The following is a 12,078-nucleotide window of genomic DNA, read 5'->3' as shown; positions in this document are numbered from 1 at the left end:
CGGTACCCTCGTCCCGTGACAGACGAGGCCGGCACCGTGCGTCTCCGGCTCGACATCGCCTACGACGGCAGCGGTTTCGCGGGATGGGCTCGGCAGCCGACCCTCCGGACGGTGCAGGGCGAACTCGAGTCCGCGCTCGAGACCGTGTTCCGGCGCTCCGGTCCGGCGCCCCGCCTCACGGTGGCGGGCCGGACGGACGCGGGCGTGCACGCGACGGGGCAGGTCGCCCACTGTGACCTCACCCCCGAACAGTGGGGAAGCCTCGCTCGGCCGCACCGCGGTGCGGCCGGCCGACCCCAGCGGCTGCCGACGGACGCCCTCCTGCACCGCCTGAACGGCATCGCGGGGCTCGACAGTGACGTCGTGGTGACGGCCGTCGCGGTCGCGCCGCCGGGGTTCGACGCCCGGTTCTCCCCGGTCTGGCGACGGTACGCGTACCGCGTCGCGGACCTCGGGGCACCGCGGGACCCGCTCCGCCGCGGCCACACGCTGTGGTACCCCACGCGCCTCGACGAGGGCGCGATGGAGACGGGCGCCCTGACGCTGCTCGGCCTGCACGACTTCGCCACGTTCTGCAAGCCGCGGGAAGGCGCCACCACCATCCGAACGCTCCAGGAGTTCCGATGGCACCGTGAGCCGGACGGCGTGCTCGTGGCGTCCCTCCAGGCCGACGCGTTCTGCCACAGCATGGTGCGGGCGATGGTGGGTGCGTCGCTCGCGGTCGGCGAGGGGCGGCTCGCGCCGCACCGGCTGGCGGAGCTGCGCGAGGACGCGGTGCGCACGAGCGCGTTCACGGTCGCCCCGGCGAAGGGGCTCGTCCTCACCGAGGTCGGCTACCCGCCCGACGACGAGCTCGCGGCCCGCGCGGAGCAGACCCGGGCCCGCCGCGACCAGGACGGGCACCGGTCGGAGGCCGACCAGGCTCGACAGGTCGCCATCAGCACCGCCGCGCCCACCGCCGTCCCGGAAGGCCCCGCAGGGTCGGGTGCGGTCGCGGAGCGACGCGCGTGAGCCGGCGCAGGCCCCGGGCCGTCGTCGCGGTCGCACCGGGCGTGGTGTTCGTCGAGGGACCCGTGTCGAACTGGGTCGTGCTCGCCGAGGAGGACGGGGTCGCCCTCGTCGACGCCGGGTACCCCGCCGACGCCGGACTCGTGCTCGACACCATCCGGTACGCGGGACACGACCCGGCCGACCTGCGCCGGGTGTACGTCACGCACGGGCACGTCGACCACATCGGTGGCCTCCCCGCGATCCTGGAGGCCCACCCCGGCGTGACCGTGCTGGCCCACGCCGACGAGGTCGCGGCCGTGCGCGGGCCCGAGCGGGACCAGGCGACGCTCGGCGACATCGGTGGCCGGATCGCGGCGCCGCGGGTGCTCGGCTGGGCCGCCCGTGCCGTCCGCTCGGGTGGCCTCGACCCCGTGACCGTGCCCCCGGTCCGCGCGTTCACGGCCCGCGACTTCGACGAGCGGGCGATCGCACCCCTGCCGGCACCCGGGCACACGCTCGGGTCGACGGCGTACCTGTTGCCCGCCGCGGACGCGCTCGTCACCGGCGACGCGGTCGTCACGCACCACGACGTGCAGCCCCGGTCGTGGTCGCCGCGGCCGCGGATGATCCCGGCCCTGTTCACCGCCGACACGGCCACCGCTGTGGAGTCGGCCGCGGCGCTGCCCCTGCCGGGGATCGTGCTGCCGGGCCACGGGCCCGCCGTGCACCGGGTCGGTGACCGCTGGGTCCCGATCGGGCACTGAGTCCGTCGAGGTTTGACGGTACCGCGACGCTCCGGTAGTGTTGTCGATTGGTCTGCGCCTCGTGCGTCGGACCCGAAGTTGAGCCCTCCACCGGAGCGTTCGCCGGGCGTCGCCCCGCGGAACACCCCACCGGAGTGGGATTCACGGACACCTCACCTCGACACGAAAGCAGCACACCTGTGACTCGCACGTTCTCACCGAAGCCCGCGGACGTCCAGCCGAAGTGGCTCGTCATCGACGCCACCGACGTCGTCCTCGGCCGTCTCGCCTCGCACGCCGCGGCGCTCCTGCGCGGCAAGCACAAGGCCACCTTCGCTCCGCACATGGACATGGGTGACTTCGTCATCATCGTCAACGCCGAGAAGGTCGCCCTGACCGGCTCGAAGCTGGCGCAGAAGACGTACTACCGGCACTCCGGCTACCCGGGCGGCATCACCGCCACGACCTACCCGGAGATGCTCGAGAAGCACCCGACCCGCGCCGTCGAGAAGGCGATCCGCGGCATGCTCCCGAAGAACAGCCTCGGCCGCGCCCAGCTCAAGAAGCTCAAGGTCTACGCCGGTCCCGAGCACCCGCACGTCGCCCAGCAGCCGACGCCGTACACCCTCGACCAGGTCGCGCAGTAACGACGGCCACGCAGCAGAAGACACAGGACTCCACACTCATGGCTCAGATCGCAGACTCCATCGACCAGACCCCGTCGAGCTTCAGCACCGAGAGCGCCCCGGCGACCTCGGAGGCGGCTCCTCGTCAGATCCTCAACGTCTCGGGCGCGGCCGTCGGTCGCCGCAAGGAGGCCATCGCCCGCGTGCGCCTCGTCCCCGGCGCCGGCACGTTCTCGGTGAACGGCCGCTCGCTCGAGGACTACTTCCCGAACAAGCTCCACCAGCAGCTCATCAACGACCCGTTCAAGGTCCTCGAGCTCATCGGTTCGTACGACGTCACCGCCCGCATCACCGGTGGGGGCCCCTCGGGCCAGGCCGGCGCGCTGCGTCTGGCGATCGCCCGGGCGCTCAACGAGATCGACCGCGAGAACAACCGCGCCACGCTCAAGAAGGCGGGCTTCCTCACCCGTGACGCCCGCGTCATCGAGCGCAAGAAGGCCGGTCTCAAGAAGGCCCGTAAGGCGTCGCAGTTCTCGAAGCGCTGATCGCGCTTCGGACGGCATCACCGTGCCACGTCTGTTCGGAACGGACGGTGTTCGTGGTCTCGCCAACGGCGAGCTGACGGCCGCGCTCGCACTGGGCCTCGCCCAGGCGAGCGCGGCCGTGCTCACGCACGGACACCACGCGGACGCACGTCGTGCGTCCGGTCGGCCGCGTCCCATCGCGGTCCTGGCGCGCGATCCGCGCGTCTCCGGGGAGTTCCTGGGCGCGGCCGTCGCGGCCGGCCTGGCGAGCGCCGGCGTCGACGTCCTCGACGCCGGGGTCATCCCCACCCCCGCGGCGGCGTTCCTCGTCGCCGACATCGACGCGGACTTCGGCGTGATGGTCTCCGCGTCCCACAACCCGGCGCCCGACAACGGGATCAAGTTCTTCGCCGCTGGCGGCCGGAAGCTCCCCGACGAGGTCGAGGACCGCATCGAGGCAGCGATCGGGAGCGCCGAGGTCCCGGTGCCCACGGGCGCCGACGTCGGGCGGATCACCCGCTTCGCCGACGCCGAGGACCGCTACGTCGTCCACCTGCTGAGCACCCTGCCCGCGCGGCTCGACGGCATCCACGTCGTCCTCGACTGTGCGAACGGGGCCGCGGCTGCCGTGTCGCCCGAGGTGTTCGTCAACGCCGGCGCGCGGATCACCCTCATCGGTGCGGACCCGGACGGCGTCAACATCAACGACGGCGTCGGGTCGACCCACATCGACAACCTCGCCCGCGCGGTGCTCGAAGCCGGCGCCGACGTCGGGATCGCCCACGACGGCGACGCCGACCGGTGCCTGGCGGTCGACGCCGAGGGCAACGCGATCGACGGCGACCAGATCATGGCGATCCTCGCGCTGTCCCTCAAGGAGCGCGGCCGGTTGCAGGACGACACGCTCGTGGCCACCGTCATGAGCAACCTCGGTCTCCGCCGGGCGATGGCCGAGAACGACATCGCGGTGCTCGAGACCGCCGTGGGCGACCGGTACGTGCTCGAGAAGATGGTCGAGGGCGGGTACTCGCTCGGCGGCGAGCAGTCGGGCCACATCATCTTCAACGAGTTCGCCACGACCGGCGACGGCATCCTGACCGGGCTCCACCTGGTCGCCGAGATGGCCCGCACGCGCAAGACCCTGGCCGAACTGGCCGCCTGCATGACGGTGTTCCCGCAGGTGCTCGTCAACGTGCGCGGTGTCGACCGGCACGGCCTCGACGACGCCGGTGTCCAGCGCGCCATCGCGGGCGCGGAGGCAGCCCTCGGGGACACCGGGCGGGTCCTGCTCCGGCCGTCGGGCACCGAACCCGTGGTCCGGGTGATGGTCGAGGCGGCGGACCAGGCGACCGCGGAGCGCGTCGCCAACGAACTCGCCGCGGTCGTGCACGACCGGCTCGGACTCGACGCGGCCTGATCACGGGCGGGAGGCGCGGTGCGGATCGGACCCGCACCGCGCCTCCCGGACCCGCACCGCGCCTCCCGGTCGTGTCCGGGTGGTGCGTCAGATCTTGCGGAGCAGCACGCTCGAGACGGAGTGGTCCGCACCCTTCTTGAGCACGAGCGTCGCGCGGGATCGCGTCGGCAGGACGTTCTCGAGGAGGTTCGGCTCGTTGATGCTCCGCCAGACGTCCGTCGCGGTGCGGACGGCGTCCTCGTGGGAGAGCGTCGCGAAGCGGTGGAAGAACGAGTTCGGGTCCGCGAAGGCCGCCTGCTGCAGGGCGAGGAAGCGGTCGACGTACCAGGACTCGATGTCGCGGGTCTTCGCGTCGACGTAGATCGTGAAGTCGAAGAGGTCCGACAGTGCCAGGCCGCCGTTGACGGGTGGTGCGAGCACCGTGAGCCCCTCGACGATGAGCACGTCGGGCTGGCGGACGACGATCTCGGCGTCGGGCACGATGTCGTACTGCAGATGTGAGTAGAACGGGGCGCGGACCTCGGCCGCACCGCTCTTGACCTGGCTGACGAAGCGCAGCAGGGCGCGGCGATCGTAGGACTCGGGGAACCCCTTGCGGTCCATGATCCCGCGGCGCTCGAGCTCCGCGTTCGGGTAGAGGAAGCCGTCCGTCGTCACGAGTTCGACCCGCGGGGTGTCCTCCCACCGCTTCGTCAGCTCCCGGAGCAGCCGCGCGACGGTCGACTTGCCCACCGCGACGGACCCCGCGACGCCGATCACGAAGGGCGTGCGTGACGCTCGCTCGCCGAGGAATCCACTCGTCGCCGCGTGGAGGCTCCGGGCGCCCGCCGCGTAGAGGTTGAGGAGCCGGGACAGCGGGAGGTAGACCTGCTGCACCTCGTCCATGTCGAGCCGGTCCCCGAGCCCGCGGAGCTGGACGATCTCGGTCTCGGTGAGCGCGAGGTGCTGGGAGGGTGCGAGGGCGGACCACTCGGGGCGGTCGATCTCGACGAAGGGCGTCGGGTGGGCGACGGTCTCCGCGTGGGCGTTGGCCATGAGGACGAGGGTAGACGAGAGGATGGTGCAGTCTCCGAGCCGACGCGGTGTGGACGACGTGCTGTCCACAGCGGGTGGACCGGATCACAGCGCCGCGGGAGACCCTGAGCGCACAGCCGGCGCTCGCCGGCGTCGCGATCCTCGTGATGGCGGTCGTCATCCCCACCGCACTGGCCCTGGGCCTCCACGCGGAACTCCGTCTCGAGGCGCCGCCCGTGCAGTGGTGGGGCGCGCCTCCCGCAACGAACCGGCCGGCCCCTGCGTACGCTCCGCGCACTCCCTCCGCCGTCTACACCCCGCCCCAGGCCTCGTCGAAGTGACCGAGCGCGTCGCTCATCTGGGCGTACTGCTGTCTGTTGTCTGAGTAGGGTCGGCCGCATGGAATACCGTCATCTGGGCAACACGGGACTGCAGGTCTCCACGATCAGCCTCGGCACGATGGGGTTCGCCGGCACCGGCTGGGCGAGTCCGGTCGGCCACATCGACGTCGATGGGGCTCGCCGGCAGATCGACATCGCGCGCGACGCGGGCGTCAACCTCATCGACACGGCCGACGTCTACTCCGACGGCGCGTCCGAGGAGATCCTCGGCCAGGCGCTGGGCAGCGCGCGTGAGGACGTGCTCATCGCCACGAAGGTCCGCGGGGGCATGGGGCCCGGACCGAACGACGGCGGACTGTCCCGCCACCACATCGTCAAGGCCGCCGAGGACAGCCTCCGTCGGCTCGGCACCGATCACATCGACCTCTACCAGCTGCACGGCTGGGACGGATCGACGCCCCTCGAGGAGACGCTCGGCGCGCTGGACGACCTCGTCCGGTCGGGCAAGGTGCGCTACATCGGTGCATCGAACTTCTCCGGGTGGCACCTCATGAAGGCGATGTGGGCCTCCGACAAGCACCACCTGGAGCACTTCGCGAGCCAGCAGATCTACTACTCGCTGCAGTCCCGCGACGCTGAGAACGAGCTCGTGCCGATCACGCTCGACCAGGGCATCGGCATCCTCGTCTGGAGTCCGCTCGCGGGCGGGCTGCTCACCGGCAAGTACCGTCGCGGTCAGGACGTGCCCGAGGGTTCGCGGCGCTTCGAGGGCTGGACCGAGCCGCCCATCGACGACGAGGACCGCCTGTACGACACGATCGAGGTGCTCGTCGACATCGCCGAGCAGCGGGGCGTCACCGCGACGCAGGTCGGTCTGGCCTGGACGCTCGCGAAGCCGGGCGTGACGTCGGCGATCGTCGGCGCGCGGACCGAGGAGCAGCTCACCGACAGCCTCGGAGCGGCGGACGTCCAGCTCTCCGCGGACGAGATCGCCCGCCTCGACGACGCGAGCGCGACCCCGCTGCAGTACCCGTACTGGCACCAGGCGAACACGGCGGACGGTCGCTCGAGCGCGGCCGACCTCAGCCTCATCGGGCGGCACCTGCACCAGGACTGACCGCCGATCGGTCCGAGGCCCCGCACGCCACCGAGCGTGCGGGGCCTCGCCGTCGTTCAGCACCCCGCACGCCGTTCGGCTCAGGAGCAGGCTCAGGCGGGGAGCGCGGCCTCGATCACGGCGACGATCGCCGGGTCGTCCGGCACGGTGGTGGGCCGGAACCGGTGGACGGCGCCGTCCGGCGTCACGACGAACTTCTCGAAGTTCCACGTCACCCGTCCGGCCTTGCCGTTCGCGTCCGGGGTCTGCTTGAGCTCCTGGTACAGCGGATGGGCGCCGCGGCCGTTCACCTTGACCTTCTCGGACATCGGGAACGTGACGCCCCAGGTGGTGCTGCAGTACTCCTCGATGGCCTCGGACGACCCGAGCTCCTGCAGGAACTGGTTGCTCGGGAACCCGAGGACGGTGAACCCACGGTCGCCGTACCGGCGCTGGAGTTCCTCGAGCTGCTCGTACTGCGGCGCGAGGCCGCATCGGGAGGCCACGTTCACCACGAGGACGACCTTGTCGGTGAACGCGCCGAAGGTGGTCTGCTCGCCCTGGAGCGTGGTGATCGGGATGTCGGTGAGGGTCACGGGCCGAAGCTAGACCCGGCAGCTGGGCGCCGTGCGTGTCCCGGGACCGGCGACCGGCAGGGCGATCGCGCGACGCCCGTGCGGCGGGCTCCCGCCGCGCACCCCATAGGATCGAGCGCATGTGTGGCATCGTCGGGTACGTCGGCAACGGCAGCAGTCTGGAGGTCCTCCTCGGCGGACTGGGTCGGCTCGAGTACCGGGGGTACGACTCCGCGGGCGTCGCCGTGATCGACGCCGCGGGCGACCTCGAGTCGCGCAAGCGGGCCGGCAAGCTGCAGGTCCTCAAGGACGACCTGCAGGCCGACCCGATGACGGACGGCCGCACGGGCATCGGCCACACGCGATGGGCGACGCACGGCGGCCCGACCGATGGCAACGCCCACCCGCACCTGGCCGACGGTGGCAAGTTGGCGCTCATCCACAACGGCATCATCGAGAACTTCGCCCTGCTCAAGGACGAGCTCCTGGCCGAGGGTGTGACGTTCCACAGCGAGACGGACAGCGAGGTCGCGGCGCACCTGGTCGCGCGGGAGTTCCGTGCCGGCCACGACCTGACCGAGGCGATGCGGCGGACGGTCGCCCGACTCGACGGCGCCTTCACGCTGCTCGTCGTGCACGCGGACGAGCCGGACGTCGTGGTCGGCGCCCGCCGCAACTCGCCCCTGGTGGTCGGCCTGGGCGACGGCGAGAACTTCCTCGGCTCGGACGTCGCGGCCTTCGTGTCGCACACCAAGCGCGCGCTGGCGATCGGGCAGGACGAGATCGTCACGATCCGCCCCGACGCCGTGACGGTGATCGGGTTCGACGGCACGCCCGCGACCGCGAGCGAGTTCGAGGTGTCGTGGGACGCGTCCGCAGCCGAGAAGGGCGGCTGGTCGAGCTTCATGGCGAAGGAGATCAGCGAGGAGCCCGAGGCGGTCGCGAACACGCTGCTCGGCCGCGTGCACGACGGCGCCGTGACCCTGACGGACCTCGAGCCGATCGCGGACCGGCTCGCCCAGGTCGACCGCGTCATCGTGATCGCCTGTGGCACTGCGGCATACGCCGGAATCCTCGGCAAGTACGCGATCGAGCAGTGGGCGCGGGTCCCGGTCGAGGTCGAGCTCGCGCACGAGTTCCGGTACCGCGACCCGGTGCTCGACGAGCGGACCCTCGTCGTGTCGATCAGCCAGTCCGGCGAGACGATGGACACCCTGATGGCGGTCAAGTACGCCCGTGAGCAGGGTGCCCGCACGCTGTCCATCTGCAACACCCAGGGCGCGACGATCCCGCGCGAGTCCGATGCCGTGCTGTACACGCACGCGGGCCCCGAGGTCGCCGTGGCCTCGACGAAGGCGTTCCTGGCGCAGGGCGTCGCGCTGTACCTGCTCGGCCTGCACCTCGCGACGCTCCGGGGCACGCTCACGCCGGAGCAGGTCGCGGCGCAGGTCGCGGAGCTCGACGCGCTCCCGGCCAAGCTGCAGCAGACGATCGAGGACGCCGCCTCGGTGACCGAGCTCGCGCGCTGGATGGCGGACACCCGGAGCGTGTTGTTCCTCGGGCGCCACGTCGGCTACCCCATCGCCCTCGAGGGGGCGCTCAAGCTCAAGGAACTCGCGTACATCCACGCCGAGGGCTTCGCCGCAGGCGAGCTCAAGCACGGCCCGATCGCGCTCATCGAACCGGGGCAGATCGTGTTCGTCATCGTGCCGAGCCCCCGCGACGAGCGGTCGCTCCACCCGAAGGTCGTCTCGAACATCCAGGAGATCCGGGCCCGTGGCGCGCGGGTCATCGCGATCGCGGAAGAGGGCGACGCGGCCGTCCTGCCCTACGCCGACGAGGTCCTGCGCATCCCGCTGGCGACGCCGCTGTTCGAGCCGCTCCTGGCGGTCGCGCCGCTGCACATGTTCGGGATGGAACTGGCGGCGGCCAAGGGGCTCGACGTGGACCAGCCCCGCAACCTCGCCAAGTCGGTGACCGTCGAGTAGTCCCGTGATCATCGGCATCGGTGTCGACGTCGTGGACCTCGCTCGGTTCGCCGGGGTCCTCGAGCGCACGCCCGCGCTCCGGCGTCGCCTGTTCACGCCGGCGGAGCTGCTGCGGGACGGCGAGCCCCGCCCCACCGCCTCGCTCGCCGCCCGCTTCGCGGCCAAGGAGGCCCTGATCAAGGCGTTCGGCACGAGTGCGGGACTGAGCTGGCAGGAACTCGAGGTCGTCGCGGACGACCAGCGTGCACCGTCGCTGACCCTGCACGCGGGGGCCCAGGCGGTGGCCGACGCGCGTGGCGTGACGGCCGTCCATCTGTCACTGTCGCACGATGGACCGATCGCGACGGCGTTCGTCGTCATCGAAGGGAACTGAGGAGTTGACCGACCATACGTGGAGGCCGCGCGGGAGCGCGCGGCCGACCCAGCACGCCGGGGCCGAACCGTGCCTCCCGTCCGTGGTGGTGACCCGGTGAGCGCGTTCACCGGCGTCACCGTCGACCGGGAGGCCCTGATCGCCAACTACGCGACGCTCGCCGAGCGGGTGGCACCGGCGGGCGTGATCGCGGTCGTCAAGGCCGACGGGTACGGGCACGGCGCCGTCGAGGCGGCACGCGCCTTCGTCGACGCGGGCGCGGAGTGGCTCGGCGTCGCGGACGTCGACGAGGCCCTCGCGCTCCGGCGCGCGGGCATCGACGTCCGGATCCTCGCGTGGCTGCACGCCCCGGACGAGGACTTCGTGCGCGCCGCATCCGAGGGCATCACGCCAGCCGTCTCGTCGGTCGAGCAGCTCGCCGCGGCGGCCGGCGCGGAGGTGCCAGCGGTCCACCTCGTCCTCGACACCGGCCTGAGCCGCAACGGCGCCGTCGAGTCCGAGTGGCCCGAGCTCTTCGCCGCTGCCGCGGCGCTGCCGCGGACACGGGTGGAGGGCGTCATGTCGCACCTGGCCAACGCGTCCCGCGAGGACGACCTCGCCCAGGACGCCGCCCTCGACCGGGCGCTCTCGGCGCTCGCCGCCCACGGGATCGTGCCCGAGGTCGTCCACCTCGCGGCGAGCGCGGCGTCGATCGCGGTGCCCGAGACGCGACGCGACCTGGCCCGGATCGGCCTGTCCCTGTACGGCCTGAGCCCGTTCGCGGACCGGACGTCCGCCGAGCTCGGACTCCGCCCGGCGATGACGGTCACGGCGTCGGTCCTCCGGACGATCCGGGTGCCGGCGGGGCACGGTGTCTCGTACGGCTACACCCACCGCACCGAGCGCGAGACGACGCTCGCGATCATCGGACTCGGCTACGCGGACGGCTTCGACCGTGGCTTCGGCAACCGGGTGTCGGTGTCGATCGGCGGCCGACGCTTCCCGGTGGTCGGCCGCGTGGCGATGAACGCGATGCACATCGACGTCGGCGACGCGGAGGTCGCGGCGGGCGACGAGGTCGTCCTCTGGGGCGACCCGGCCACCGGGGTGCCGTCCGTCGAGGAGTGGGCGGCCGCCATCGGCACGATCAACTACGAGGTGGTCGCACGACTCGGCCCCCTCCTGGCGAGGAGGACCATGTGAGCGCGCCGCTCCGCGAGGCCGTCGTCGACCTCGATGCGTACCGGGCCAACATCGACCTCCTGCGGTCGTGGATGGACCCGGTCGAGGTCATGGTGGTCCTCAAGGCCGACGGGTACGGACACGGCATGGTGCCCCTCGCGCTCACCGCGGTCGACGCGGGCGTCCGCTGGCTCGGGGTGCTCACGGTCGAGGCGGCCCTGCGGCTGCGCTCGGTCGGTGTCGGCGAGGACGTCCGGTTGTTCGCGTGGCAGCACGACCCGGACCTCGACCCCCGGGACGCCGTGGACTCCGGTGTCGACCTCGGGGTGTCGAACGTGGCCGAGCTCGACCGGATCGTCGCGGCCGTGACCCAGCGGCCGGCGCGCGTGCACCTCGGCGTCGACACGGGCCTCCACCGCGACGGCGCGACGCCGGACCGGTGGCCTGCGCTCGTCGAGCGTGCCCGCGACGCCCAGCGCGCCGATGCGATCGAGGTCGTCGCCGCGTACACGCACCTCGCGGAGGCGTCCGACGACGACGACGCCGCGGCGGTCGCCGTGTTCACCGAGGCGGTCGACGCCGCCGCGGGACTCGGGCTCGAGCTGCCGATCCGGCACGTCGCCGCCAGCCTCGCCGGCCTCGAGCGGCCCGAGTTCCGGCACGACATGGTCCGCATGGGGGCGAACACGTACGGCATCCCCGGCGCGGACGGCGTCGTCGCGGCGGACCTCGGGCTCACCCCCGTGATGACGCTCACGGCGTCGGTCGCGAAGGTCAAGCGGGTCCCCGTCGGCACGGGTGTCTCGTACGACTACACCTACCGGACCGCCGCCGAGACCACGCTCGCCCTCGTGCCCGTCGGCTACGCGGACGGCGTGCCCCGGCGCGCCCAGGGACGGGTCGAGGTCACGATCGGCGGCGTCCGCTACCCGATCGCGGGCCGGGTGGCGATGGACCAGTTCCTCGTCGACGTCGGGGACGACGACGTCCGTGTGGGCGACACGGTCGTGTTGTTCGGCACGGGCGAGCGCGGCGAGTCGACGATCCTCGAGTGGGCCGCGGGGCTCGACACGATCGGCGAGGAGCTCGCCTGCCGGATCGGCGGACGCGTGCCACGGCGCTACTCCGGGCGGCACGCCGAGGAGTTCAGCCAGCGTGCCGCCGTCCTGAGCCGCAGTGCGGGTGGCCGACCGTGACCGTGTTGCTCGACGTCGTGGTCGACGGCACCGG

Annotated in this window: 13 protein-coding genes; 11 read left to right on the top strand and 2 right to left on the bottom strand. The window is 72.3% G+C overall.

The genetic code is table 11. The features are described from left to right. The first annotated feature begins 15 nt into the window (after positions 1-15). From truA to glmM, 5 genes are all read left to right on the top strand, one after another. A complete protein-coding gene (truA, locus tag DEI82_RS11935; RefSeq protein WP_258369898.1) occupies positions 16-1,011 on the top strand; it encodes a tRNA pseudouridine(38-40) synthase TruA in 996 nt (331 codons plus the stop codon). After that, on the top strand, positions 1,008-1,754 hold the full coding sequence (locus DEI82_RS11930; RefSeq protein ID WP_111036917.1) for an MBL fold metallo-hydrolase: 747 nt from the start codon (positions 1,008-1,010) through the stop codon (positions 1,752-1,754). The genes truA and DEI82_RS11930 overlap by 4 nt, the downstream gene beginning before the upstream one ends. A 179-nt stretch (positions 1,755-1,933) precedes the next feature. Then, positions 1,934-2,380, top strand: a complete 447-nt coding sequence (rplM, locus tag DEI82_RS11925; protein WP_111009818.1) for a 50S ribosomal protein L13 — start codon at positions 1,934-1,936, stop codon at positions 2,378-2,380. A gap of 38 nt (positions 2,381-2,418) precedes the next feature. Continuing rightward, complete coding sequence (gene rpsI / locus DEI82_RS11920; protein ID WP_111009817.1) at positions 2,419-2,904, top strand: 30S ribosomal protein S9; 486 nt, start codon at positions 2,419-2,421, stop codon at positions 2,902-2,904. A 22-nt stretch (positions 2,905-2,926) separates the two neighbouring features. Then, a complete protein-coding gene (gene glmM / locus DEI82_RS11915; protein ID WP_111036915.1) occupies positions 2,927-4,300 on the top strand; it encodes a phosphoglucosamine mutase in 1,374 nt (457 codons plus the stop codon). 87 nt (positions 4,301-4,387) lie between these two features. Here the strand turns inward: glmM and coaA are convergent, their stop codons facing one another. Further along, positions 4,388-5,335: a type I pantothenate kinase gene (gene coaA / locus DEI82_RS11910; protein ID WP_111009815.1), complete on the bottom strand. Its 948-nt coding sequence runs from the start codon at positions 5,333-5,335 to the stop codon at positions 4,388-4,390. A gap of 74 nt (positions 5,336-5,409) precedes the next feature. On the opposite strand from coaA, the gene DEI82_RS11905 reads away from it, so the two are divergent. Both DEI82_RS11905 and DEI82_RS11900 read left to right on the top strand, forming a co-directional pair. Further along, positions 5,410-5,655: a hypothetical protein gene (locus DEI82_RS11905; RefSeq protein ID WP_111036913.1), complete on the top strand. Its 246-nt coding sequence runs from the start codon at positions 5,410-5,412 to the stop codon at positions 5,653-5,655. Positions 5,656-5,713: 58 nt separating this feature from the next. Beyond that, complete coding sequence (locus DEI82_RS11900) at positions 5,714-6,772, top strand: aldo/keto reductase (RefSeq protein ID WP_111036911.1); 1,059 nt, start codon at positions 5,714-5,716, stop codon at positions 6,770-6,772. Between the two features lie 92 nt (positions 6,773-6,864). On the opposite strand, the gene DEI82_RS11895 is transcribed toward DEI82_RS11900, so the two are convergent. Beyond that, entirely contained in the window at positions 6,865-7,347 is a 483-nt protein-coding gene (locus DEI82_RS11895) for a glutathione peroxidase (protein ID WP_111009812.1), read from the bottom strand. A gap of 119 nt (positions 7,348-7,466) precedes the next feature. On the opposite strand from DEI82_RS11895, the gene glmS reads away from it, so the two are divergent. The 4 genes from glmS to alr (DEI82_RS11875) all read left to right on the top strand — a co-directional run bounded on the left by glmS (position 7,467) and on the right by alr (DEI82_RS11875) (position 12,044). Next, a complete protein-coding gene (glmS, locus tag DEI82_RS11890) occupies positions 7,467-9,314 on the top strand; it encodes a glutamine--fructose-6-phosphate transaminase (isomerizing) (RefSeq protein ID WP_111009811.1) in 1,848 nt (615 codons plus the stop codon). A gap of 4 nt (positions 9,315-9,318) precedes the next feature. Next, positions 9,319-9,687: a holo-ACP synthase gene (locus DEI82_RS11885; protein WP_111012143.1), complete on the top strand. Its 369-nt coding sequence runs from the start codon at positions 9,319-9,321 to the stop codon at positions 9,685-9,687. Between the two features lie 96 nt (positions 9,688-9,783). After that, the gene (alr, locus tag DEI82_RS11880) at positions 9,784-10,869 is read left to right on the top strand and encodes an alanine racemase (RefSeq protein ID WP_111009907.1); all 1,086 of its coding nucleotides are present in this window, start codon (positions 9,784-9,786) and stop codon (positions 10,867-10,869) included. Continuing rightward, positions 10,866-12,044, top strand: a complete 1,179-nt coding sequence (alr, locus tag DEI82_RS11875) for an alanine racemase (RefSeq protein ID WP_111036909.1) — start codon at positions 10,866-10,868, stop codon at positions 12,042-12,044. Before alr (DEI82_RS11880) ends, alr (DEI82_RS11875) begins: the two co-directional genes overlap by 4 nt. Positions 12,045-12,078: the final 34 nt, after the last annotated feature.

The sequence above is a fragment of the Curtobacterium sp. MCBD17_019 genome, assembly GCF_003234555.1.
Taxonomy (GTDB): Bacteria; Actinomycetota; Actinomycetes; order Actinomycetales; family Microbacteriaceae; genus Curtobacterium.
This window is presented reverse-complemented; position numbering and strand designations above follow the sequence as displayed.

Excerpts from the sequence above, each read along its gene's own strand:
- glmS (WP_111009811.1), top strand. The coding sequence starts at position 7,467 with ATGTGTGGCATCGTCGGGTACGTCGGCAACGGCAGCAGTCTGGAGGTC.
- DEI82_RS11900 (WP_111036911.1), top strand. The coding sequence starts at position 5,714 with ATGGAATACCGTCATCTGGGCAACACGGGACTGCAGGTCTCCACGATC.
- rpsI (WP_111009817.1), top strand. The coding sequence starts at position 2,419 with ATGGCTCAGATCGCAGACTCCATCGACCAGACCCCGTCGAGCTTCAGC.
- coaA (WP_111009815.1), bottom strand. The coding sequence starts at position 5,335 with ATGGCCAACGCCCACGCGGAGACCGTCGCCCACCCGACGCCCTTCGTC.